Here is a 21,654-nt window from a genome sequence, read left to right on the forward strand (position 1 = left end):
AATGAAGATTGAACGCATTGAAGCGATTCCCTACGAAATCCCCTACGTCAGGCCTTTGAAGTTTGCCAGCGGCGAAGTCACTGCTGCGGACCACGTGTTGCTGCGGATCCACACGGACACCGGCATCATGGGGGTGGCCGATATTCCGCCCAGGCCTTATACCTATGGGGAAACCCAAGCCTCTATTGTGGCCGTCATCAACGGAATCTTTGCGCCTGCACTGATCGGGATGGACCCGTTTAACCGTCAATCGGTCCAGCAGACCCTGCGCCGCACCGTCCATAACAACACTGCCAAGGGGGCAGTGGACATTGCGCTTTGGGACGCCATCGGACATGCCACGGGCGCTTCCGTGTGGAGCCTCCTTGGTGGGTACGCTCCCAGCATGCGGGTCAGTCACATGCTGGGCTTTAAGGAACCAAAAGTCCTGTTGGAGGAAGCCCAACGTTTCGGATCCGAGTATGGGGTTACCACCTTCAAACTCAAGGTGGGGCGGCGTCCCCTGGCGCTGGATATCGAGGCCTGCCGCGTCCTCCGTGAGGGTCTGGGAGAGGACGTCCAGATCTACCTGGATGCCAACCGCGGCTGGACGGCCAATGAGGCAATCGACGTCCTGCGCCGCACTGAGGGACTGGGCTTGGCCTTTTTGGAAGAACCCTGTGATGCCAAGGAAGCCATGGGCCGCCGACGGTTGGTGGAGAGATCCACCATTCCAATTTTTGGCGACGAAAGCGTCCCTACTGCCGGTGATGCTTCGCGGGAATTGCTGTCAGGAGGGTGTAACGGCATTTGCATCAAGACAGCACGGACAGGATTTACGGAGTCCCAGGAGGTTCTTGGGCTGTCCACGGGGCTCGGTGTTGATGTGTATATGGGCAACCAGATTGATACCCAGATCGGCACCATCGCCACTGTGGTGTTTGGGGCTGCCCATGAAGCTACCAGCCGTCGCGCGGGTGAGCTCTCCAACTTCCTGGATATGGCGGATGACCTCTTGGCTGAACCCTTGGTGATTCGGGATGGCCGCATCGACGTTCCGGAAGGCCCCGGCGTCGGAGCCACGATTGATGAGGATAAACTGGCCCACTACCGCGTTGATGGTGCATGATGCGTGCAATTCTCAAAGCGAAACCAGGACGCGGCGTCGAATACCGCACTGATTACCCGGAGCCGACGGTCGATGCAGGACAGGTCAAAATACGCATAGCGGCAGCATCTGTCTGCGGCACGGACAGGGAGCTCTATGAGTTCTCGCCGATGGCCCAAGCATTCAACCTCAGCATCCCGGTGGTCTTGGGGCACGAGTGCGCGGGAACGGTCATGGAGGTAGGGGCGGGTGTTGAAAGCCTTCGGGTTGGTGACACTGTGGCACTCGAATCCCATGTGGCATGTTGGAACTGCTATCCGTGCAAGACAGGCGATGCCCATAACTGCCTGAATATGGAGCTTCTGGGCTTGCACCTGGACGGGGGCTTCGCCGAGCGGTTGGTGGTGCCTGCCACGGCCTGCTTCAAATTGCCAGAAGGCTTTCCTCTGGAACAGGGGGCTCTGCTTGAGCCCGCAGGCGTGGCAATGCACGCGATCCAACGCTCCAAAGTGGACATGTCCGGCGCCGATGTCCTCATCACGGGTGGCGGGCCAGTAGGACTCTTCATCGCCGCGATTGCCAAGGCCCTGGGTGCCGGCCAAGTGGTGGTTGTCGAGCCCAATGAGTATCGCAGGGGCCTCATTGATGGCCTGGGAGCCACGTCCGTGACGCCCACGGACGACGTCGCCGGGATCTGCCGCGAATTGTCCGGACCGAAGGTCGGATTCGATGTTGCTTTCGATGCCTCCGGAGTTCCGGCAGCTTTGGCGTCGCTCTTCGAAGCAGTCCGCAAGGAGGCCACTGTCGTCGCCGTCGGAATTCCAGGCAGGTCCCTTGAACTCGACGTCGCTGCCCACCTCATCAAGAAGGGCCTTACATTTACGGGTAGTTTCGGGCGTTCCCTATGGGGGACTTGGGAGCAGATTGCTGAGCTTGTGGCGGGCGGAAAGCTCGATTTGTCTTCGTTCGTCACTCATCGGCTTCCGCTGTCTGCCATGGATGAAGCCATTGGGCTCCTCTCCCAGGATGCCTGCAAGGTGCTGCTGATCCCGGAGCTTCCGGATCACGAAAAACAGGCCGCCCTATGAACCGGGACGCAAGTTTCCCACGTTACAGCGAGCTGCTCAATCGTACTGACGCACCGCCCGGCAGCAGTTGGGGCATCTTTGGCGCGGCCGACGAGTTGGGAACATTGAACTTCCTGACCCCGGAGCTTAGGAAACAAGCTGCCGGATTGGTGGCCTCGGGCAATACGCATTCACTGGATCTCCCGCTTGATGCTTTCCCAAAGCCACTGATCTCTCATCGGGGCTCCTTGGAACACAATGTCTTCGGACTCAACGAGTTTCATCGGGACGACCGCATCGACAACCTCTTTCCCCAAGCCACCAGTCAGATTGACGGGCTGAGGCACTTTGGAAACCCTGACTACGGTTTTTACAATGACGCGGACGCCAACAAGCTCATCGCTGGGGATCCAACCCTGGGCATCCAACGGTTTGCCGAGCATGGCATAGCCGGCAGGGGAGTCCTACTGGACGTTGCCCGGTATCTGGAACACACAGGCGATCCCCTTGACTTCAGCCAACCCCGGGCTATTCCGGTCAACGTTTTGGACGCCACTGCCGAGCACCAGGGCGTCAGCCTGATGTCCGGCGACATCCTCATGGTGCGCTTTGGTTGGGTCGGTCACCGTCTGGAGCAGCAACGCTTAAACGCCTTGGACGACGGTGCTCCGCTGGTATCCGTCGGGCTGGAACCCAGCCACGCCACAGCTGAATGGCTCTGGGACCACCAAGTTGCCCTTGCCGCCGCTGACAATGTTGCACTGGAAGCGTGGCCGGCCTCCGGGTCCAAACTGACCGTCCAAGCTGAGATTGACGGGAAACTGGCGGCTTCCTCCCATACCGGCATGCTGCATCGCATTCTTATTCCACTCCTTGGCCTTGCCATTGGTGAACTCTGGTATCTGGATGAGCTGGCGCAGGCCTGCCACGACGACAAGCGCTACGACTGCATGGTGGTGGCAAACCCGCTGCGACTGCCCGGAGGCGTCGGCTCTCCCTCCAACGCGATGGCTATCCGCTAGGCATCGTCTACCCGATCAGGAAGAAATCATGGAATTGCTTAAGCAACGAACGGCTGTCATCACCGGTGGCGCCAACGGACTGGGGCTGGCGACTGCTGTCGCTTTCGCCAGGGAAGGCGCCAATGTTGTTATTGGCGATCTCGACGCCCAACAGGCCGCCAAAGCCGCAGCCAGCCTGGGCATTGGCGACCGCGCCGTGGGCATCGGTTGCAATGTCACCTCAACGGACGACGTCGATCGTCTCGCCGCAGAGGCCCGCGACGCCTTCGGAGGCCTCGACGTGTGGGTGAACAACGCCGGATTTACGCGTGACGCCACCATGCGGAAGATGTCCGAGGATGATTTCGACGCCGTCATTTCAGTCCACCTGAAAGGGGCTTGGTTGGGGACCCGCGCTGCTGCGAACATCATGCGGGATCAACCCGACGGCGGCTCCATCATCAACGTCTCGTCCATTTCCGGCAAAGTAGGCAACCCCGGGCAGACCAACTACAGCGCCGCCAAGGCTGGCATCGTTGGCCTGACCAAATCTGCGGCAAAAGAGGTCGGTTTTGCCGGAGTAAGGGTAAACGCCGTGCAGCCGGGCATCATTCGCACAGCACTTATCGACTCCATGAAACCTGAAGTCCTCGAGTCCAGGTTGGCCGAGGTTCCTCTGGGCCGTTTTGGCGAACCGGAAGAAGTGGCGTCTGTGATCCTGTTCCTGGCCAGTGACATGTCCAGCTACTTGACCGGTACGGTGCTGGAAATCGCCGGCGGACGAAACATCTAGGACGAAGGAAAACCCATGAATCAGGCTTTTGTGTACGACGCCGTGCGCACGCCCTTTGGCAAGTTCGGCTCCGGCCTTGCCGCTGTCCGTCCCGATGACCTTGCCGCCCATGTGGTCCGTGAGTCCGTTAAGCGTGCTCCGGGGCTTGATGTTGAGCGGATTGACGAGGTGGTGTTCGGCAACGCCAACGGTGCCGGCGAGGAAAACCGCAACGTGGCCCGCATGGCCACGCTCCTGGCTGGCCTGCCGGTCTCCATTCCCGGCACCTCGGTGAACCGGCTGTGCGGGTCCTCGTTGGACGCGGCGATCATCGCTTCGCGCCAGATTAATGCCGGTGATGCCGAGTTGATGCTGGTGGGCGGCGCGGAATCCATGTCCCGTGCGCCGTGGGTGCTGCCGAAGACCTCCAAGCCCTACCCGGCCGGCGACATGACCTTGGCGTCCACCACCCTGGGCTGGCGTTTGGTGAACCCGGCCATGAACAAGGACTGGACCATTTCCCTGGGCGAAGCCACCGAGCGGCTGCGCGAGAAGTACGGGATCACCCGTGAGCGGCAGGACCAGTTCGCTGCTGATTCGCACAATTTGGCGGATGCTGCGTGGAATGAAGGCTTCTACGACAACCTGGTGACAGCGGTTCCGGGCACCGATCTGGTCCGTGATGAGGGCATCCGTGCCGGATCATCGGCGGAGAAGCTGGCCGGTCTGAAGACCGTGTTCCGGCCTGAGTCCTCAGGGCCCGACGGCGGTACGGTCACCGCCGGGAATGCCTCGCCTTTGTCTGATGGTGCTTCGGCGGCGTGGATCGGCTCAGAGGCTGCTTCGTCCATCCTTGGTCTTGAACCCCTGGCCCGGATCGCGGGCCGCGGTGCGCACGGCAATGATCCCCAGTTCTTCGGGTTCGCCCCGGTGGAGGCCGCGAATAAGGCCCTCGCGAAGGCGGGTATCGGCTGGGACCAGGTGGGCGCCGTCGAACTTAACGAGGCGTTCGCCGCGCAGTCGCTGGCGTGCCTTGACGCGTGGGGGATTGACCCCGGGATCGTGAACCAGCACGGTGGCGCGATCGCGATGGGTCACCCGCTGGGTGCTTCCGGTACCCGCATCCTGGGCACGCTGGCCCGTTCCCTGCAGGCTTCAGGGCAGCGCTGGGGCGTGGCAGCGATCTGCATCGGCGTGGGCCAAGGCCTGGCCGTGGTGCTCGAAAACGTCACCGCCGGCGTGGAGCAGTAATCGTCGGCACGGAGGTGGGGCGGGGAGTAGATTTCTAAAGGCATGGACCATGACCGCAGGAGGGAGCAAAGTGCCACGTGCACAGAGGGTGACCGCGTCCGACGTCGCAAAGGCTGCGGGAGTTTCCAAGACCACCGTGAGTTACGTGCTCAACCAGACGCCAAACCAGTCGATTCCGGAACACACTCGGCTGCGGGTTCTGGAAGCGGTCCGCGAACTGGACTATACGTCGCTTGCGGCGGCCCGGGCGCTCCGGATAGGTCGCAATGACACGGTCTTGTTTGTACTTCCGGATTGGCCGCTAAGCCACGCGCTGTCGAGGGTTATCGAGCAGGTCACAGAAGGGCTCGCGCTGCATGGGCTGTCCCTGCTGCTTCAGCGACCCAGCCCCGGACGCTCCCTGATTTCCCTGTGGCGGGAACTCGCACCAGCGGCGCTCATGACTGTTGAGGCAATGGACGCTGGAGATGAGCTGCTCATCAGAGAATCCGGCACTGTGGTGGTGGCCGCTGCTACTGCAGAATTTGGGATCAGGCAGGAGCTCATCGGTGCGATGCAGGCAGAATACTTGGCAGGGCGGGGTCATAGGCACCTTGCCTATGCACGCGTTCTGGATCCCAAGTTGGGGACGCTAAGCGCTGAGCGATGGCATGGATTCAGGAATGCCTGCCATCGTTTGGAGCTCGGCGAGCCCGTGGAGCTGGGCTTTGACCTCAGCGTTGATGGGTCTGTCAGTGCCTTGAAAGGCATGTCTGAAACTGCTGCCTATGTCACCGGAATGGCCACGTACAACGATCAGATTGCTGCAGCGGTCCTGGCTGGTATGCGACGGCTCGGGAAGAACGTTCCCTTTGACCTGGCCGTTGTTGGGGTGGACGATGAACCGTTCGCTCAGTTTGCCGAGCCACCCCTGACCACGGTCAGGCAGAACCACACCCTCTTCGGACGCTATCTGGCGGACCGGGTTGCATCCGCCATCGGCGGCGAGGAGATGGTCAACGACGCCAAGCCGGACGTGCTTTCGATGATAATCCGTGAGTCTGCCTAGGCTTTGAACGGCCCGCTTTTATATTGATTTTGCATAACTCATCCTCGAATAAATATTGGACGCCGATACATGGCTGGTCAGATACTGGATGAACGATTCGAAAGGAATTTCCCATGGCTTACCTTCGCCTTCATCACGTCAATGTCACCTCGGATGACATGCACACACTTAGCGACTTCTACCGCGATGCCCTCGGCCTTCCCCTGCTGCCATCGCCGAAGATGATCGCGACTACCCATGCCGCTGAATCCGGACAGACGGACGGCGACGCCGAATGGGAAGAGGGGGCACGCTTCTTCGAGGCCGGCGATCCCGAAGAGCTGCAGGTGCACGCCACCCGGCGTCAGGCTTACCTTGCTCTCCAGGAAGGGCATACTGTCAACCCGCTGGTAGGTGGCCACTTCGCCTTCCGCACTGATGACATTGAGGCGATCAAGGCCCGGCTGACGGAACACAACATTCCCTTCGATGACTGGGGAATCTGGTCCGTGGAGGGTTGGCACCAGATCTTCCTGACCGATCCGGCCGGAAACATGATTGAGATCCATCAGGTTAAGGACACCGAGAAGTAGTTGGCTCCCTGCCCCACCTGCGCTACGGGAGCGCAGGTGGGGCGACTTTGGCAAAAGCGGACTGTGAATCACGCAGGCTTCTGATTTCGCTTTACTTAATCGAATCAGTAATGGTGCGAAGCTTACTGACTGGACACCCGTGATGGCCCTCGCCGTCGCAGGCCGCTAACACCCACGGAAAGCACACCGGCTCGAGCGCAGTTCAGTTCACAGGGCGGCGCACGCCGGCGCAACCACTCGGACGAGAGTTTCCATTGAGCGTGCCGTCCGGGCATATTTACAACGGAGTAGTAATGACCCATACGGAAACAAGGGCAGTTCTTCAATCAGCCGAAGAAGGTGCACCTGAAAGAAACATCAGGCTTACTGGCCAACAGGTCGGCAAGTGGTTCATCGCCAAATATATAGCGGCCCTGATCGGCGTCTACCTGGCGCTGGTGACTCCAGCCTCCGTGACCATCGCCCTGCGGGTTGGGCAAATCGACCCCGAAGGCAAAGCAGGGTCCTTTGCCCTTGTTTCCGCGGTCGGTGCGGGTGCCGCGCTGATATCCAATCCCATCTTCGGTGCCTTGAGTGATCGTTCGACGTCCCGCTGGGGACAGCGCCGCCCGTTCCTCATTGTGGGGTTCACCTGCGGTGCGCTGGCACTCCTGGCGATCGGCTTCGCCCCGTCCATCTTGTGGGTTGCCGTAGGTTGGGCCGCTGCGCAGTGCGCGTTCAATGCAGCGCTGGCGGCCATCATGTCCGTTCTTCCGGAACGGGTTCCGGTAGCGCTGCGCGGCCGCGTTTCCGGGTTCATGGGCATGACGGGACAGATGGGAGTGGTGGGCGGAACTTTTCTCATCCAGTTAGTGGGCACATCCGGCGCTTCCATGTTCATCTGGCCCACGCTAGTGGGTGCCCTTATGGTCCTTCCCTTCGCACTTACCCTTCGTGAGGTCCCCAAAGCCCGGGGAGAGCGTGTCAGGGAGACCGCGCGCACGGTGCTCAGTTCCTTCTGGATCAACCCTCTGAAACACCCCGATTTCGGTTTCGCCTGGTTCGGCCGATTCTTCGCTTGGATTGCCCTGTACCTGCTGACCACCTACAAGACGTATTTCCTCATCGACCATTTGGGGTACACCACAGCTACAGTTGCGCCCGTACTGACGCTTGCCATGTTCGTGCTGGCCCTTGCCATTGCGGTATCCAGTATCGGCGGCGGATGGTTGTCTGACCGTATCGGTCGCAGGAAGCCCTTTGTCATTGCTGCGTCCCTGTTGTTCGTGATCGCCATGGTGATCGTCGCGATGTCAAGCACCGTGGAGATGTTCCTCGTCGGAATGGTCATTGCCGGGTTGGGCAACGGCCTCTATCTCGGCGTCGATTTGGCGCTTATTGCGGAGGTCCTCCCGGACAGCGGAACCGCAGCGGGCAAGGGGATGGGAGTATTCAATCTCTCCAGCACCATCCCCCAAACTGTCGCCCCGGTGCTGGCGCCGGCGCTGCTGCTCATCAACGCTGACGGTAAAAGTGGCAACTACACATCCCTCTACCTCATAGCCGCGGGACTCGCGTTTGCGGGGGCAGTTCTCATTCAATTTATTCGAGGCACCCGATGACCGACGTAATCCCTCAAGCATCCATTGCCCGGAGCGACCCGTCATCATCGGGCGTCTCCCACGCTCGAGCCGCAGCACTGACCACAGGTGCGGATTACTGGACCACCAAGGAAGTGCCGGACATCGGACTGCGCTCGCTGCGGTTTGCGGACGGTCCGCACGGCCTCCGCGTCCAGAACGACGAGAACCCCGATCATCTCGGGCTGGAACGAAGTGCCCCCGCCACATGTTTTCCGCCGGCAGTTACCCTCGCATCATCTTGGGACCCCGCACTGGTTGAGGCCATCGGTGCGGCTTTGGGACACGAGGCCAGGGCCGCTGGCGTTGATGTGGTTCTCGGTCCCGGACTAAATATCAAGCGCAGCCCGTTGTGCGGCAGGAACTTTGAGTACTACTCCGAAGATCCGCTCCTGGCCGGCAGCCTTGCAGCTGCGGCAGTGCGAGGTCTCCAAAGCCAGAATGTGGCTGCCTGCCTGAAGCATTTCGCCGTAAACAACCAGGAAACTGACCGTCTTCGGATCAGTGCCGAGGTGGATGAACGTACCCTTCGCGAGGTTTACCTCAGGGCATTCCAGGTAGCCCTGCGGGAGTCTCAACCATGGTCCATGATGAGCTCGTACAACCGCATCAACGGGGTTTATGCCTCGGAGAATCGCTGGCTGCTCACGGACCTGCTGCGCGGAGAGTGGGGCTATGACGGAGTTGTGGTGTCCGACTGGGGCGCTGTGCACGATCCTGTAGCCGCCGTCAACGCCGGGTTGGAGCTCCGCATGCCGGGCAGACCGGAAGACGCGCGTGTCAGCGGCGCCCTGAAGAACGGCCTGATCCCGCCGGTCGTGCTTGAGCGAAGTGCGGAACGGCTCCTTCGCCTCGCCGCCCGGACCACGCAAGACAGCCCAAACCTGGCACTCGACCACGATGCGCATCACGAGCTTGTAAGGCATGCTGCTGCTGAGTCCGCTGTCTTGCTGACCAACGACGGAACGCTGCCGTTGGACGTCTCAACGCCGCGGCGGGTGGCAATCATCGGCGAACTCGCCCGCACGCCCAGATATCAGGGTGCCGGCAGTTCGCGGGTGAACGCTTCGCGCGTAGTGTCTGCACTCGACGCGCTGACGGGCCGATTGGAGTCCGGCGGCTGGGTGGTAGATTTCGTGCCTGGATATCACTTGGACGCCGGCGCCGCATCGGCCGAGTTGGTCCAGGAGGCTGTCAATGCGGCCCGCGGCGCCGATGTGGTTCTGTTGTTCCTTGGCTTGCCCGGCGCCTACGAATCCGAGGGCGTTGACCGTACGTCGATAGATCTCCCGGAAGACCAGCTGGAACTTCTCCGCAGTCTGGGGCCCATGGACGTTCCCAAGATTGCCAGCCTCAGCAACGGCGCCGTTGTCACCACGGCGGCCTGGCGCTCGTCAGTCAATGCGATCGTGGAATTTTGGCTGACCGGACAAGCTCACGGGGACAGCATTGCGGATGTCCTCTTGGGAGATGCCGAGCCCGGTGGACGCCTGGCCGAGACCATTCCGGTGCGCCTTGAAGACACTGCGTCCTTCCTTTCGTTCCCGGGAGAGGCAGGGGAAGTCGTCTATGGCGAGGGGATTCACGTGGGCTATCGCTATCACGATGCGAGGGATCTCGCCGTGGATTATCCGTTTGGCCATGGACTTTCCTACACTACCTTCAGTTATGCAGACCTTGCTGTCAGTGTCCGCCCGCTCGAAGATCCCGTCGCCTTTGAGGTGGAGGCGCTGGTCACCAACACTGGTATCCGTTCCGGCTCCGAGGTAGTACAGGTTTATGTGACGGATCATTGCTGTGGTGTGCAGACTCCGCCTCGTGAGCTGAGGGGCTGGAAGAAAATCAAGCTCGACGGCGGCGCTTCCGACGTTGTTCGGATCCCCGTCCGCCGGGCCGATTTGGAGCACTGGCACAGTGGCGTAGGAGGCTGGGCATACGAGGGCGGACTGGCTACGGTTCACATCGGTTCATCGTCAAGGGACCTCAAATTGGCCGCGGACGTTGCCTTGCCGGGCAAAGCGATTGTGGTTCCGCTCAATCAGTGGTCCACGTTTGGGGACTTCATGGATCACGCCGTCATCGGGCCGCAGCTCAGGGCATTGGCCGAGAGCCGCGGCGGCTTCCGAGGCAGGATCGGTGACCTTCTCGGCGAAGAAGCAGGCCGTGCCAACGTTCTGGCTATGCCCCTTGCGACCATCGTTGAGTTCCCGGGCATCCCTCTGGAACCAGGAGATCTCCAAGATTTCATCAGCCGGCAGAACCAGTAGTTCCGCCCGCGGTATCGACTCAAGGAAAGGGATCCATCATAAGTGGCGTGGGATACAGAACGAACAAAAACCCAATTGCTGGACGCCGCCGTCTCGGAGTTCAGCGCCAAGGGACTGGCCGGGGCCCGCATGGACCACATCGCAAAGGCAGCCGGCATCAGCAAGGAGCGCATCTACCAATACTTTGGCAACAAGGATGCGCTCTACGGTGCGGTGATAACGGCTGAATTGAACCGATTCTTCATGGGCCTCAGTATCGAGGGCAGCGGCGTAGCGGCAGTGGGCGATTTCGCGGGTCGCCTGTTTGACTTCCATGCAGCGGAACCCGGCACAGCCAAGCTTTTGTTCTGGGTAGGCCTGGAAGAGGGGGTGCCGGCAGGTCGCGAGGCCATTTGCAGGGAACAAACACCCCGACTCATCAGGGAGATGCGCCGGGCGCTCCCGGGTATTCTTGATCATGACGCCACTGACTTGCTTGTCACCATCCTGACTCTGTGCAGTGCGGGGGCTGTCTTGTCGCAGGTGGATCTATTGATGGCCGGGGCAGGGTCTGGACGTACTGACCGTCGCAGGAAAGCCATCGTGCTGGTCGCCACGCTTGCAGCGCAAGATCTGGCCACGAAAATGGCTGGGCAGCATGAATAAGGCGGGCTCAACGGTCGCCCGTGAGGACTTGACGAACTTCCTTGTCATGGCTGACACATGCTTTGGGGAGGCTACGGCTCCCACGGTTGCTGGCATTGACTTGTTGGGGAAGCCAGCCCCGGCCCGGAACCGGCTTATTGGGAAGAGGTTTTACATCGGGCTGACACAGGAGGAGCATTGGGTTGAACCCACGGAACGCTCGGTATCGGCGTTCATGCGCTGGTGCGCCGAGCTTGTTGGGCCCCTTACGAAGCTAAGGGCGACAAAAAGCAGAACCATGGGAAGTGATCTCGGTCCGGCCAATACGCCGAAGAGCCCGGTCAGGGTCAGTGTTGCACAGATGATGGTGACCCCGGCGGATCCGAACCGATCTGCTGCGCAGGCGGCGATGAATGAGCCGAATACTGCTGCGTCGGTGAGGGAGAAACGAAAAGTTCCAGGATTGAGCCGCGGTTTTCGAACAGTGTGGTGAATTTCTGGGACGGCTGGCCCTGGCGTGAGGGGCGTGATTGCGGGCCGGCGTCATGGCGGTGGTGATCGCTCCGCCGACGCCGATGCCGGTGATGAACCGGGCGAGTCCGAGGAGTTCGGGGTTGGGAGCCATGGAGGCCATTACAGCCCCGATTGAGAAAACGGTGGCGGCAGCGGCCATGACTTTGTGGCGGCCAAAGCGGTCAGCGAGGCTGGTTCCGAGCAGCACTCCGGTCAATGCACCGAGATAGACGACGCCGCCCACTGTGCCGGTGGTCTGTTCGTCGATTCCAAGGTCTGGATCCTGGAGGGGACGACGGCCCCGAAGACGATGAGGTTGCAGCCTTCCACGACCGTGACGAACATGCAGAGGGGGACGATGGTGGAATTGGAAAGGTATGGCCGAGCGGAGCGGCCGGTTTGGGGCTGCCCGGTTGCTGGACTTGTCATGGTGGGGTCCTTGAACAGGAAGGGATGGAACGTCGTTGTGCCTTGGAGGGTTAACGTGTGATCACCCGGTGCTCCGACCAGATAAGTCCGGCCGCAACGGGAGTGAAGCTGCCGGCGTAGTGACCGAGCGCCTCACAGACGGGAGCCGTGGGATCAGCCACGGACCATCGTTGGTAAATGGCGTTGTATTCGATGCGCTTCGTACCCGGCTCGATCGTCAGGTTGCTGACCAGGTGGCGGGTGCGCGACGGGTTTGGAAACATGGTGGCGAAGAATGCTGCGATCTTTCGGCGTTCCTGCAACGGGGGGTTGTTTTTGAAGTGCAGTACGGCGTTGGCCAGCAGCGTTGCGGCTGTTTCCGGGTCCTGATTGTCTATGGCCCGGGTGTAGCGGGCCAGGCATTCTTCGATGGTGTAGCGTATCTCCGGCAGCTCCGGGGCGCTGCCGGAGGTCGGGAACGTGGTCATAGTGCGGCAGCGCTGAGACCGGACGTCTCAACGGCCTCGATCGGCGTGCCCAGATCCGAGAGGAAGTCGCGGACCAGCGTCTGAAGACCATCAACCCCGGCGACGCCGTAGATGTAGAAGTCGGGGCGGACGAGCACGGCATCGGCGCCGAGGGCATCGAACCACTGGCCATAGGCTCCGGTAGCGTCCACTGCTGTCGTATCCGAGGGCTCCTGGCCAAACTCGATGATCTGGAATCCGAGGCCTGTCAGTCCGCTGGCGGCATCTGAAGGCAGGTGGGCGCGGACGTCGGCATCTTTGAGCAGCAGTGTTCCGGAGGGAACGAAGACGTCATCGAAGAGCGTCTGTCCGGCCCTGGCCTGGACAGGGGCCTGGATGGAGAGCGTGCCACCGCCGGCGTCGGCACGGTGCAGGCCATCACCGAGTTTGGGCAGCGGGCGGGGAGGAATCGAGGCGCCGTCGGCGATGTCCTTTGCCATCGCTGCGTCCCGCGTGGCAACGGCGCCGGGATCGGTCAGGCAGATGACTTCTCCGAGCTGCATGGACCGGTCGATGAAGTGGCGGACATGTTCGGAGCGTTCCGGGCCGTAGCTGTCCAGCAGTGAATCGGGCGCCAGGTCCCGCAGGATCAGGTCGAGCTTCCATTCGAGGTTGGCAACATCGCGCAGACCCGAGCACATGCCTTGCCCGGCGAAGGGTGGCATCAGGTGCGCGGAGTCTCCGGCCAGGAGCAGGCGGCCGCGGCGCCACTCGTCGCACCAGCGTGCCTGGAAAGTGTAGACGGTGTGGCGTTCCATTTTGGCGGTCTCGGGGGTGACGCCCCACGGCCGCAGGAGTTCCCACGCCCGTCTTTCGTTGTTCAGTTCGTCCTTAGTCTCGTGTTCGAGGCGCATGAATTCAAAGCGTCGGCGCCCGGGGCCGCCCGGGACGACGGTGGTGGGCCGATCGGGGTCGCAGAATTGGGACGCGGGAGGGCTGATCTGCAGCGGCGTCAGAGGGATGAGGTCTACGACGAGCCAGTCGTGGAAGTATCCAAGGTCGGTCATCGGTGTGCCGATCCAGTCCCTGACCTTACTGTTGGCGCCGTCGGCGCCGACGACGTAACGGGCGTTGAGCTCGCGGCGTTCGTCGGCGGCGTTGCGGATCTGCAGCAGGACCCTGTCTTCAGTTTCGGTGTGGGTGATAGCTTCCCATCCGCGCAGAATGGTCACCGAGGGAAGGGCCATGACCTTGGCGTCGAGGAAGTTTTCCATTCCGGGCTGGTAGAAAAAATTGCTGACATTCCAGCCGGAGGGACCGGCTCCGCGCCAGTCCAAGTGCAAGAGTGTCTCTTGATTGGCGTTGCGCCATTCGTAGAAATCGTCGTAGGGCTCTACAACCTCGGCCATGATGTCCGGCCCGGCTCCTACAGACTGGAAGATGCGGCCGATTTCGTCGTCGAAGTGTACGGCCCGGGGGAGCGGGTAGACCCCTTCCTGGCGTTCGATCACGGCCACGCGGTGACCGCGACGGCCCAGTTGCAGGGCGAGCAGTCGCCCGACGGGTCCGTAACCGACGATGACTACATCGAAGTGCTCGTCTTGAGCTGCCGTAGTTTGGGCGTCTTTGCCCGGTGAGTGGCTCATGGGTGTTTGCTCTCCGCTTCCATCGCTGTTTCCCAGAGGAAAGGCTTACTGTCCGCTTGGCGGACACGTGTACGTTTTATTGAAACGATGGTGACAGAAGGCGAAGAGGCGTGTCAAGAGTCACGCGGTGGGGGCTGAGTAATTTGGTTCAGGCCTTAGGGTTTCAGGGACTTTGCCGGTCGGGACTGCCAGCGCGCCCAGTCCTTCCCGACGGCTGCGGCCGCCTCCTGCAGCATGGGCAGGTACTCGGAGGTCAGCTTTTCCACGCTCGTTTCCTGAGCCTGGACTGTAATGTTCATCGATGCGCGAACCGCATTTTCGCCGTCGCGCACTCCTACGGAGATGGAGCGGACACCCGGGGCCAGTTCCTCGTCCGCCAGCGCCCACCCCCGATGGCGGACGTCTGCAAGAATCTGCAGGATGCGTTTCTCATCCAGCTGGCTTGGTGCCGGTACGCTTGATCGGGAAGGCTGAGACAAGACCCGCAGTGCGTCCTGAGGGGCGAGGGCGGCGAGGAGAATTTTTCCCTGGGAGGTCAGCATCGCTGGGAATCTTGTCCCTACGTCAACCCTGAGTGCGATCAGTTTGGGCACGGCGACCCGGGCTACATAAATGATGTCGGAGCCATCGAGCTGAGCCATGGAGGAGGACTCGCCGGTCTTTCCCACAAGATCTTCCAAATGGGGCCGGGCCATGTCCCAGAGCCCGAGTGCCCCGATGTAGGCCATTCCAAGCTCCAAGACCTTAGGTGTCAGGGTGAAGGCGCCATTGGTTGCCCTGACATAGTCGAGCTCTTCCAGGGTGAGAAGGATTCTTCTGGCCGTGGGGCGTGCCAGGTCCGCGGCCTGTGCCACCTGACTCAGGCTCATATGCGGCTGGTCTGTTGAAAAGCACCGCAGGACATCCAAGCCGCGCGCCAAAGCCTCTATGAAGTCTGGACCTGTTCCCCGTTGCGCCATCGCGCACCTCCTTTTGCTTTTGGTGAGCCTTGACACATCCGCGCCAAAAGCTCATTCTATAAATATCTCACATCTTCGGACGGTTGTCCGCTAGACGGACGGTGAGTTTGAAGCCGAAAGGAACCACTGTGACTAGCCACTCCCATCTGGAGGCCGCCAAAGCCCGGACGGCCCGCCCCCTGGACGGGATCATCATCGCCGACTTCTCCCGCGTTCTGGCCGGGCCCTATGCCACCATGCTCCTGGCTGACATGGGCGCCGAAGTCATCAAAGTCGAAAGCCCGGGCGGGGATGACACCCGCTCGTGGGTGCCCCCGGTCCGGCCCGACGGAGTGTCGACCTACTACTCGGCCATCAACCGCAACAAAAAATCCGTCGTGCTGAACCTGAAGGAAGCGGACGACCTCGCCGCGGCCAAGGAGCTCGCCGCCCGCGCCGACGTCGTCATCGAAAATTTCAAGCCCGGCGGACTTAAACGGTTCGGACTGGACTACGGCTCGGTCAGGGAACGCAACAAGGCCGTCATTTACTGCTCTATTAGCGGATTTGGCACGGCCGAAGGCGCCGACCTTCCTGGTTATGACCTGATCGTCCAAGCGATGTCCGGGCTCATGAGCCTCACCGGTGACCCAAATGGGGAACCCTACCGCGCCGGCATCAGCGTCTTCGACGTCATGGCAGGGCTGCATTCGACCATCGGCATCCTCGCCGCCCTGCACCACCGCGACCGCACCGGCGAGGGTCAAAATATAGAGACGAGCCTTATGGCCTCGGCCATGAGCGGGCTTGTCAATCAAACCTCCGCCTATGTTGCTGGGGGCGTCACGCCCTTCAGGATGGGCAACGCCCACCCGAGCCTGTTCCCCTACGAAGCATTGCCAACCAAGGACGATGACCTGATCATCACCGCCGGGAACAACGCACAGTTCCGTAAGCTCTGCGCCGTACTGGACGTGCCCGAACTCGCCGACGATGAGCGGTTTGCCGACAACGCCGACCGTACACGGCTCCGCGAAGAACTCCGCCCCCTGCTGGTGGAACGGCTGAAGACCCGGACCGCCGAAGAATGGTTCGGGAAGCTGAACAAAGCCGGCGTTCCCAACGGACCTATCAACACCATCAAACAAGGCGTTGAATACGCCCAGAATCTCGGGCTGCAGCCCGTGGTCCAGGTGGGCGCCGGCGCCAAAACCGTCCCGGGCGTGCGCAACCCTATTACGTTCTCTGCAACCCCGGCACGGTACGATCTGGCACCGCCGGAGCTAGGCGAACACACCGATGAGATCCGTGCCTGGCTTGCTGCCGCCGCCGTCCCGACCGCTTCAACCCCTGGAGAATCATGAATCCCACCCTCGAGCAGGAAAAGCTGCAGTTCCCGACTTCACTGGGAACCTCTTCCGCCACAGAAATCCGCCTCTTGGGCCAGGACCTCGCCGCGGACCTGATGGGCAAAGCCAGCTTCGGCGAACTCGCCTTCTGGCTCGTCGCCATGCGCCGCCCCACCACTGGCGAGCTGCGTGTCTTTGAATCCGTTCTAGTGGCACTTGCCGACCACGGTTTCACGCCCACAGCCATCGCCGCCCGGCTCACCTACCTGAGCGCCCCCGATTCCCTCCAGGGAGCCATGGCCGCCGGCCTGCTCGGCGGCGGCTCCCGGTTCCTCGGTGTCACCGAAGACTGCGGCCAGTTCCTCGCCACGACCCTCGCAGCCCACAAGGAGAACCTCCCGGACACCGATGCGGGTTGGGATGACCTCGCACTGGGTGCCATCACCGCCCAGCGTGCTGCCGGCAAATTCGTCCCCGGACTGGGCCACCCGAACCACAAGGAGGGCGACCCCCGGACGCCGGTGCTGATCGGCATCGCCGAGGAGGAAGGCCTGCGCGGGCCACATCTGCGCCTGTTCGAAGCCATTGGCCGGATGAGCGAAAAGGCCCTTGGCCGCACATTGCCGCTCAACGGCGCTGGCGTCTGCGGTGCCGCCCTGGCCGACCTCGGCCTGCCACCCGAACTGCTCCGAGGTTTCGCCCTCCTCGCCCGCGCTGCAGGGTTGCTCGGGCAGATAGCCGAGGAACGGCGCAACCCCATAGCAAACGAGATCTACATGGCAGTGGACCGGAACGCCGTCTATGTCGACCCGCAGTCACCCGCAGCACTGGAAGACATTTAAACCAAAAGGGCCGTCACGGCCCGTAGCCGATCCCGGCCGCTCCCGGAGCACGCCGGCCGCAATCAAAGGAGATGCAATGGCTGAACTGACAGCCGTACTGGCCAGCACCCACCACCCGTTCTACCTCAAAGCCACCACCGCGCCCCCGGAAGAACGCATCCCTCAGGCCGACGAGTGGAAACGCAAAGTCGAGGCCTACCGGGAAACGCTCACCGCGGCCGAACCGGACATCCTTGTCATGGTCGGCGCGGACCACTTCCACCAGTTCTTTCTGGACAATTACCCGACCTTCATGATTGGCAAACAGAATAAATACGACGCCACCTTTTACAACGAGGAGCGCGAGTTTGGCATCCCGAAGTACGTGCTCGAGGGGGATGTTGCCTTCTCCAATTTCATGCATCAGGGCCTACTGGACCGTGGCTTCGACTTCTCGTTCAGCCACGAACTAAAAATTGACCATTCCATCATCTGTCCGATCATCACCGTACGCCCGGACGCTGACCTGCCGGTGGTTCCGATCTACACCAATATCTTCGCTCCACCGCTGCCCTCACCAAAACGGTTCTGGGACCTTGGCCGAGCCATCCGCCAGGTGATCGATGAATACCCGACGGACAAGAACATCGCGGCGATCGGAACCGGCCATCTAAGCCTGGAACTTGGCGGGCCCCGGCAGTTCGGCGAGCACGGGCCCGACCCGGAATTTGACCGCCAGGCCATTGAATGGCTCTCCACCGGCAACATTGATGCCATCCTGGAAAACGTCACGCATGAATCCATGTCCGGGGCTGGCAACGCCACCCACGGCTTTATGGACCTGATCCTGATGATGGGTATCGCCGGCCCCGAAAACGCCGACTACGTGGACCAGCTGGATTTGTATCACACCAGGGAAATGTTCATGACGTGGTACCCGAACAAGAACGGGAGACAGGCCGCCGCGGCCGAGCAGTCAGCCGCCGTATCCGGTGGCACCGCCGGACCCGTCACTGCCAAAGTAGGTGTCACAGCGTGAGCAAGTACTACGTCAACAAATTCCTGTACACGGTGGACCGCGACCCCCGATGGGTAGCACGCTACAAGGAAGATCCCGCCAGAGCACTCGCGGACTGGGAAAAAGACGTCGGCATATGGCTCAATGATGTCGAGAAAACCTCATGGGTGTCCTTCACTGACGAGGAACGCCAGGCGCTGATCAACCAGGACTACGTTTGGCTGTTCGAAAACGGCGCCCACTTCTTCCTTTCGCTGACACTCTTTGTCGCCGTCTTTGAAGAGGACTACACCAGAGAACATGGGCCTCTTTCCTTCCAAAGGGAATTTGCCAGGAAGCTGGACCACTGGCTGGGTAAGGACTACCCGTCCGTAGCCCTCTAAGGAACGGGTGGATGCCGATCCGGTGGTCTATTTGATATGGATCACTCTGACCGGTTCTGAAGATGGGCCCTTCGCCAGGCGGCGAAGGGCCCAGGCTAGGACGTGACGAGGCGAACCTGGTGCCTCATTGACCGTAACTGGAACCTATCCTCCGCTTCAACCCACCCTCGGGCCGTACCCGCCAGTTCGACGGAGGTCGCGTTCCGACTACTACATGGCAATTAGTAGGCGGCCCCTGCACTTCCCGGTCGGGGAGGTCTCAAGGTCCATACAGGTTGGCCGGTACCTCGATTCAGCACGTTAGCTCGTGTAGGGGTCGGTGATGCCGATGTATTGGGTGGTGGTGTACTCGGCGACCCCTTTGGAGCCGCCCTTTGCGGCCGAGGCCTGACTGCTTGACCCCGCCGAACGGTGCCGCGGCATTGGAGTTCACGCCGGCGTTGAAGCCAACCATGCCGAACTCGATCTGTTCGGCCACGTGCAACAGCTTGTTGTGTCCCGGTTGTGAAGGTAGGACGCCGCGCCGTAATCGCTGGCGTTGGCCAGCCGGATGGCGTCCTCTTCGGTGCTGAACGTGGTGACCGCGGCGACGGGGCCGAAGATCTCCTGACGGAGGATGGCGGCATCGTTGGGGACGTTAGCCAGGATGGTGGGCTGGTAGAAGTAGCCGGGACCGTCAACCGGCGCGCCGCCGGTGACGGTGGTGGCTCCGGCCCCGACGGCGGCACTCACCAGGGGCTACCTTGCGGGTAGCCATGGCGAGCGGGAAATTCGATGGTGTGATCAGCAGGCACGGGCCCGCGGGTTTGTGCTGGACCAGAATTTTGTTCTTGCCCTTCGGCGCGGCGAGATAGCGGCCGTAATCACGGACAGTTTCTTCGGAGAACCATCGCAGGAATTCGGCGCCATAGGCGACTTCATTGTTTCTTGTCTTTTTTGGCTCACCTTGCAGGGCTGCCCGGCGCGGAAGGCCGGTTCCCGGATTTCAGTCAGGATTGATTCTGTCCCCTAACAGGCCGGCCACGCATCAGGAGACGTCGGCACGGTCAAGCCGGTTCAGCCAGGACACTCACCCGGTGACACTCACCGCGGCGGCAGTAGCGCAGGCTGGGGCGTCCAATCAGCGAATCTCAGGTGACGTTTAGCGAGAAAGGGCCGGATTCACCGGCCCAGATTTTGGTATGGCAAATAGCTCGAGGGCACCGCAGCTGTCTTTCAGAGACAGCTCAAGCCTTTCGGATTCGGGGTAACTTGCCACAGGGTTGTCTGCACCCCAAATCTGGGTGGTCAGTTCGGGCCCCCATTGTGGCCATCCTGGGTTTCCAGTTGCGGCGAAGCCGGTCCATGCCTTGCGCATTCGGGCGCCTGATTCGAGCACTGAGTCAGTTGGCTCAGGTATCAGCGCTCCTAATCCGGTGTCAAGGGTATCGAAGGTCAAGGGCAAGTCGATGGCGTGCGGTGAGCCAATGCCCCCAACCGGGTCGATGCACAGTTCGTAGACGAAAACGTGTCCCCCAGCATCAGTGGCGGCGATTGCAGCCTGCATTGTTGGGGCAAGGAACAGGTAGTCGGTGATGACTTTTTCGTATACCTCCCCGGGTTCTGCCTTCGGCATGATGGCGCGGTAGCTGTCGGCGTCTCCGTTGGGTGCGAAGATGTGCAGAGCGGTATCCGCTTCATCGCTTGAGATGTTAAACCGCTTCTGTTGGGCGGTGAAGATACGGTATTCATCGCGGGTGTGGCCGGTGATCAGCGGGATATCACGGGCGGCCCCACCTCGCAGCGCCGTCCAGGGGTCCTCGGGCAAGGTGTCCCCATCCATGATCGGCCCAAAGGGCGACGGAGAGTGGGCAAGAGGTCCCCATTGGTCTGCGCGTTCTCCCATAGTGCTCATGACCTGCCGCGTTGCGTCTGCCAGCGCTTGAGGACTCAACTTTTCCAGGGAGCTCGAATCTGCTGTTCCTTCTATGCCAGCTGCGGCGGCAATGGCCTGGGTGACCGAGTGCGCGAGCGTTTGGGTGAGGAACATGCGCGGAATACTTTGGGCGATGGCACGGTGGAACAGGCCGCGGGCGCATGGCATGGCGAGCATGGCCAGGACACAGCCAGCTCCCGCGGATTGTCCGAAGATCGTGACCTTTTGCGGATCACCTCCGAAGCCGGCAATGTTGTCCCGTACCCATTCCAAGGCCGCGATCTGGTCGAGAATCCCGCGGTTGGAGACGGTGCCCTCGATCTGTCCGAAGCCGTCCACGCCCATGCGGTAGTTCACGGTGACCAAGACGACGCCTTCTTGGACCAGTGACGCTCCGTTGTAGGCCTTTTCTGACCCTGCACCTGCGAGGTACGCTCCGCCGTGGAACCACACCATGACCGGCAACCGTTCTGGCGTTGGAGTTGGGGCCCACACGTTGAGGGTCAGACAGTCTGGTGCGGGATCAGTCGACGGCGCGATATCCGAGCCTGGCAGCTGCAAACCTTGGGGTGCCGGGGGCCCGTAGGAGCAGGCATCACGAACAGTGCTCCATGGCGTGCGTGGCTGGGGCGGTGTAAAGCGTTGCTGGCCCCAAGGTGGGGCGGCGTAGGGGATGCCAAGCCAACTGCGGACGCCGCTATTTTCACGGCCTTGGACTGGACCTAATTGAGTTGCAACTGGGTTGAGCATGGCATCTCTTTCATGATTTCATGACGTGAAGAAGGGCCTGCGAAGCGGCGACAAGGTCTGACGTCTGGGGTTCGTGATTACCTCGTGGTGTCTGCACTAGGAGAAAGAGTTGTGGTTGGCATCAGAACTTGCCGATTA

Annotated in this window: 21 protein-coding genes and 1 pseudogene; 14 read left to right on the forward strand and 8 right to left on the reverse strand. The window is 61.3% G+C overall.

The window, feature by feature from the left end:
- The first annotated feature begins 1 nt into the window (after window position 1).
- The 10 genes from BLW08_RS12260 (at window position 2) to BLW08_RS12305 (ending at window position 11,329) form a co-directional block, all read left to right on the forward strand.
- Window positions 2-1,108, forward strand: coding sequence for a mandelate racemase/muconate lactonizing enzyme family protein (locus BLW08_RS12260; RefSeq protein WP_091325343.1), 1,107 nt, complete (start codon window positions 2-4; stop codon window positions 1,106-1,108).
- Window positions 1,105-2,175 carry a zinc-dependent alcohol dehydrogenase gene (locus BLW08_RS12265; protein WP_254779843.1) on the forward strand — a complete coding sequence of 357 codons (1,071 nt, stop codon included), beginning with the start codon at window positions 1,105-1,107 and terminating at the stop codon, window positions 2,173-2,175. Before BLW08_RS12260 ends, BLW08_RS12265 begins: the two co-directional genes overlap by 4 nt.
- The gene (locus BLW08_RS12270; protein WP_091325347.1) at window positions 2,172-3,176 is read left to right on the forward strand and encodes a cyclase family protein; all 1,005 of its coding nucleotides are present in this window, start codon (window positions 2,172-2,174) and stop codon (window positions 3,174-3,176) included. Before BLW08_RS12265 ends, BLW08_RS12270 begins: the two co-directional genes overlap by 4 nt.
- 28 nt (window positions 3,177-3,204) lie before the next feature.
- Window positions 3,205-3,948 (forward strand): 3-oxoacyl-ACP reductase FabG, encoded by a 744-nt coding sequence (gene fabG, locus BLW08_RS12275; RefSeq protein WP_091325349.1) that lies wholly within the window; start codon window positions 3,205-3,207, stop codon window positions 3,946-3,948.
- Between the two features lie 15 nt (window positions 3,949-3,963).
- Window positions 3,964-5,178, forward strand: a complete 1,215-nt coding sequence (locus tag BLW08_RS12280) for a thiolase family protein (protein WP_091325351.1) — start codon at window positions 3,964-3,966, stop codon at window positions 5,176-5,178.
- Window positions 5,179-5,248: 70 nt separating this feature from the next.
- A complete protein-coding gene (locus tag BLW08_RS12285; protein ID WP_175538678.1) occupies window positions 5,249-6,226 on the forward strand; it encodes a LacI family DNA-binding transcriptional regulator in 978 nt (325 codons plus the stop codon).
- A 113-nt stretch (window positions 6,227-6,339) separates the two neighbouring features.
- Window positions 6,340-6,798, forward strand: a complete 459-nt coding sequence (locus tag BLW08_RS12290) for a VOC family protein (RefSeq protein WP_091325354.1) — start codon at window positions 6,340-6,342, stop codon at window positions 6,796-6,798.
- Window positions 6,799-7,091: 293 nt separating this feature from the next.
- Window positions 7,092-8,399, forward strand: a complete 1,308-nt coding sequence (locus BLW08_RS12295; RefSeq protein WP_090820915.1) for an MFS transporter — start codon at window positions 7,092-7,094, stop codon at window positions 8,397-8,399.
- Entirely contained in the window at window positions 8,396-10,684 is a 2,289-nt protein-coding gene (locus BLW08_RS12300) for a beta-glucosidase family protein (RefSeq protein ID WP_091325356.1), read from the forward strand. Before BLW08_RS12295 ends, BLW08_RS12300 begins: the two co-directional genes overlap by 4 nt.
- Before the next feature lie 42 nt (window positions 10,685-10,726).
- Window positions 10,727-11,329 (forward strand): TetR/AcrR family transcriptional regulator, encoded by a 603-nt coding sequence (locus BLW08_RS12305; RefSeq protein WP_091325358.1) that lies wholly within the window; start codon window positions 10,727-10,729, stop codon window positions 11,327-11,329.
- Between the two features lie 253 nt (window positions 11,330-11,582).
- On the opposite strand, the gene BLW08_RS24350 is transcribed toward BLW08_RS12305, so the two are convergent.
- The 5 genes from BLW08_RS24350 to BLW08_RS12325 form a co-directional block, all read right to left on the reverse strand.
- A complete protein-coding gene (locus BLW08_RS24350) occupies window positions 11,583-12,065 on the reverse strand; it encodes an MFS transporter (protein ID WP_175538679.1) in 483 nt (160 codons plus the stop codon).
- The gene (locus BLW08_RS23865; protein ID WP_175538680.1) at window positions 12,035-12,250 is read right to left on the reverse strand and encodes a hypothetical protein; all 216 of its coding nucleotides are present in this window, start codon (window positions 12,248-12,250) and stop codon (window positions 12,035-12,037) included. The genes BLW08_RS24350 and BLW08_RS23865 overlap by 31 nt, the downstream gene beginning before the upstream one ends.
- A 50-nt stretch (window positions 12,251-12,300) precedes the next feature.
- Complete coding sequence (locus BLW08_RS12315; RefSeq protein WP_090820921.1) at window positions 12,301-12,717, reverse strand: nuclear transport factor 2 family protein; 417 nt, start codon at window positions 12,715-12,717, stop codon at window positions 12,301-12,303.
- Window positions 12,714-14,342 (reverse strand): bifunctional 3-(3-hydroxy-phenyl)propionate/3-hydroxycinnamic acid hydroxylase MhpA, encoded by a 1,629-nt coding sequence (locus BLW08_RS12320; protein ID WP_091325362.1) that lies wholly within the window; start codon window positions 14,340-14,342, stop codon window positions 12,714-12,716. The genes BLW08_RS12315 and BLW08_RS12320 overlap by 4 nt, the downstream gene beginning before the upstream one ends.
- A gap of 155 nt (window positions 14,343-14,497) precedes the next feature.
- Window positions 14,498-15,301: an IclR family transcriptional regulator domain-containing protein gene (locus tag BLW08_RS12325; protein ID WP_090820925.1), complete on the reverse strand. Its 804-nt coding sequence runs from the start codon at window positions 15,299-15,301 to the stop codon at window positions 14,498-14,500.
- Between the two features lie 128 nt (window positions 15,302-15,429).
- Between BLW08_RS12325 and BLW08_RS12330 the strand changes: the two genes are divergently transcribed.
- The 4 genes from BLW08_RS12330 to BLW08_RS12345 all read left to right on the forward strand — a co-directional run bounded on the left by BLW08_RS12330 (window position 15,430) and on the right by BLW08_RS12345 (window position 18,851).
- Window positions 15,430-16,644, forward strand: coding sequence for a CaiB/BaiF CoA transferase family protein (locus BLW08_RS12330; RefSeq protein ID WP_254779845.1), 1,215 nt, complete (start codon window positions 15,430-15,432; stop codon window positions 16,642-16,644).
- Complete coding sequence (locus BLW08_RS12335) at window positions 16,641-17,471, forward strand: citryl-CoA lyase (protein WP_091325363.1); 831 nt, start codon at window positions 16,641-16,643, stop codon at window positions 17,469-17,471. The genes BLW08_RS12330 and BLW08_RS12335 overlap by 4 nt, the downstream gene beginning before the upstream one ends.
- A 76-nt stretch (window positions 17,472-17,547) precedes the next feature.
- The gene (locus BLW08_RS12340; protein WP_091325365.1) at window positions 17,548-18,489 is read left to right on the forward strand and encodes a DODA-type extradiol aromatic ring-opening family dioxygenase; all 942 of its coding nucleotides are present in this window, start codon (window positions 17,548-17,550) and stop codon (window positions 18,487-18,489) included.
- Entirely contained in the window at window positions 18,486-18,851 is a 366-nt protein-coding gene (locus tag BLW08_RS12345; RefSeq protein ID WP_091325367.1) for a hypothetical protein, read from the forward strand. The genes BLW08_RS12340 and BLW08_RS12345 overlap by 4 nt, the downstream gene beginning before the upstream one ends.
- 292 nt (window positions 18,852-19,143) lie before the next feature.
- Here BLW08_RS12345 and BLW08_RS12350 read toward each other — a convergent pair.
- The 3 genes and pseudogenes from BLW08_RS12350 to BLW08_RS12355 form a co-directional block, all read right to left on the reverse strand.
- Window positions 19,144-19,583: pseudogene (locus BLW08_RS12350) on the reverse strand (aldehyde dehydrogenase family protein).
- Window positions 19,528-19,803, reverse strand: a complete 276-nt coding sequence (locus BLW08_RS24355; protein WP_368086882.1) for an aldehyde dehydrogenase family protein — start codon at window positions 19,801-19,803, stop codon at window positions 19,528-19,530. The pseudogene BLW08_RS12350 and the gene BLW08_RS24355 overlap by 56 nt, the downstream one beginning before the upstream one ends.
- Before the next feature lie 189 nt (window positions 19,804-19,992).
- Window positions 19,993-21,516 (reverse strand): carboxylesterase/lipase family protein, encoded by a 1,524-nt coding sequence (locus BLW08_RS12355; protein WP_091325369.1) that lies wholly within the window; start codon window positions 21,514-21,516, stop codon window positions 19,993-19,995.
- Window positions 21,517-21,654: the final 138 nt, after the last annotated feature.

The organism is Arthrobacter sp. cf158 (assembly GCF_900106835.1).
In the GTDB taxonomy this organism is placed as follows: Bacteria; Actinomycetota; Actinomycetes; order Actinomycetales; family Micrococcaceae; genus Arthrobacter.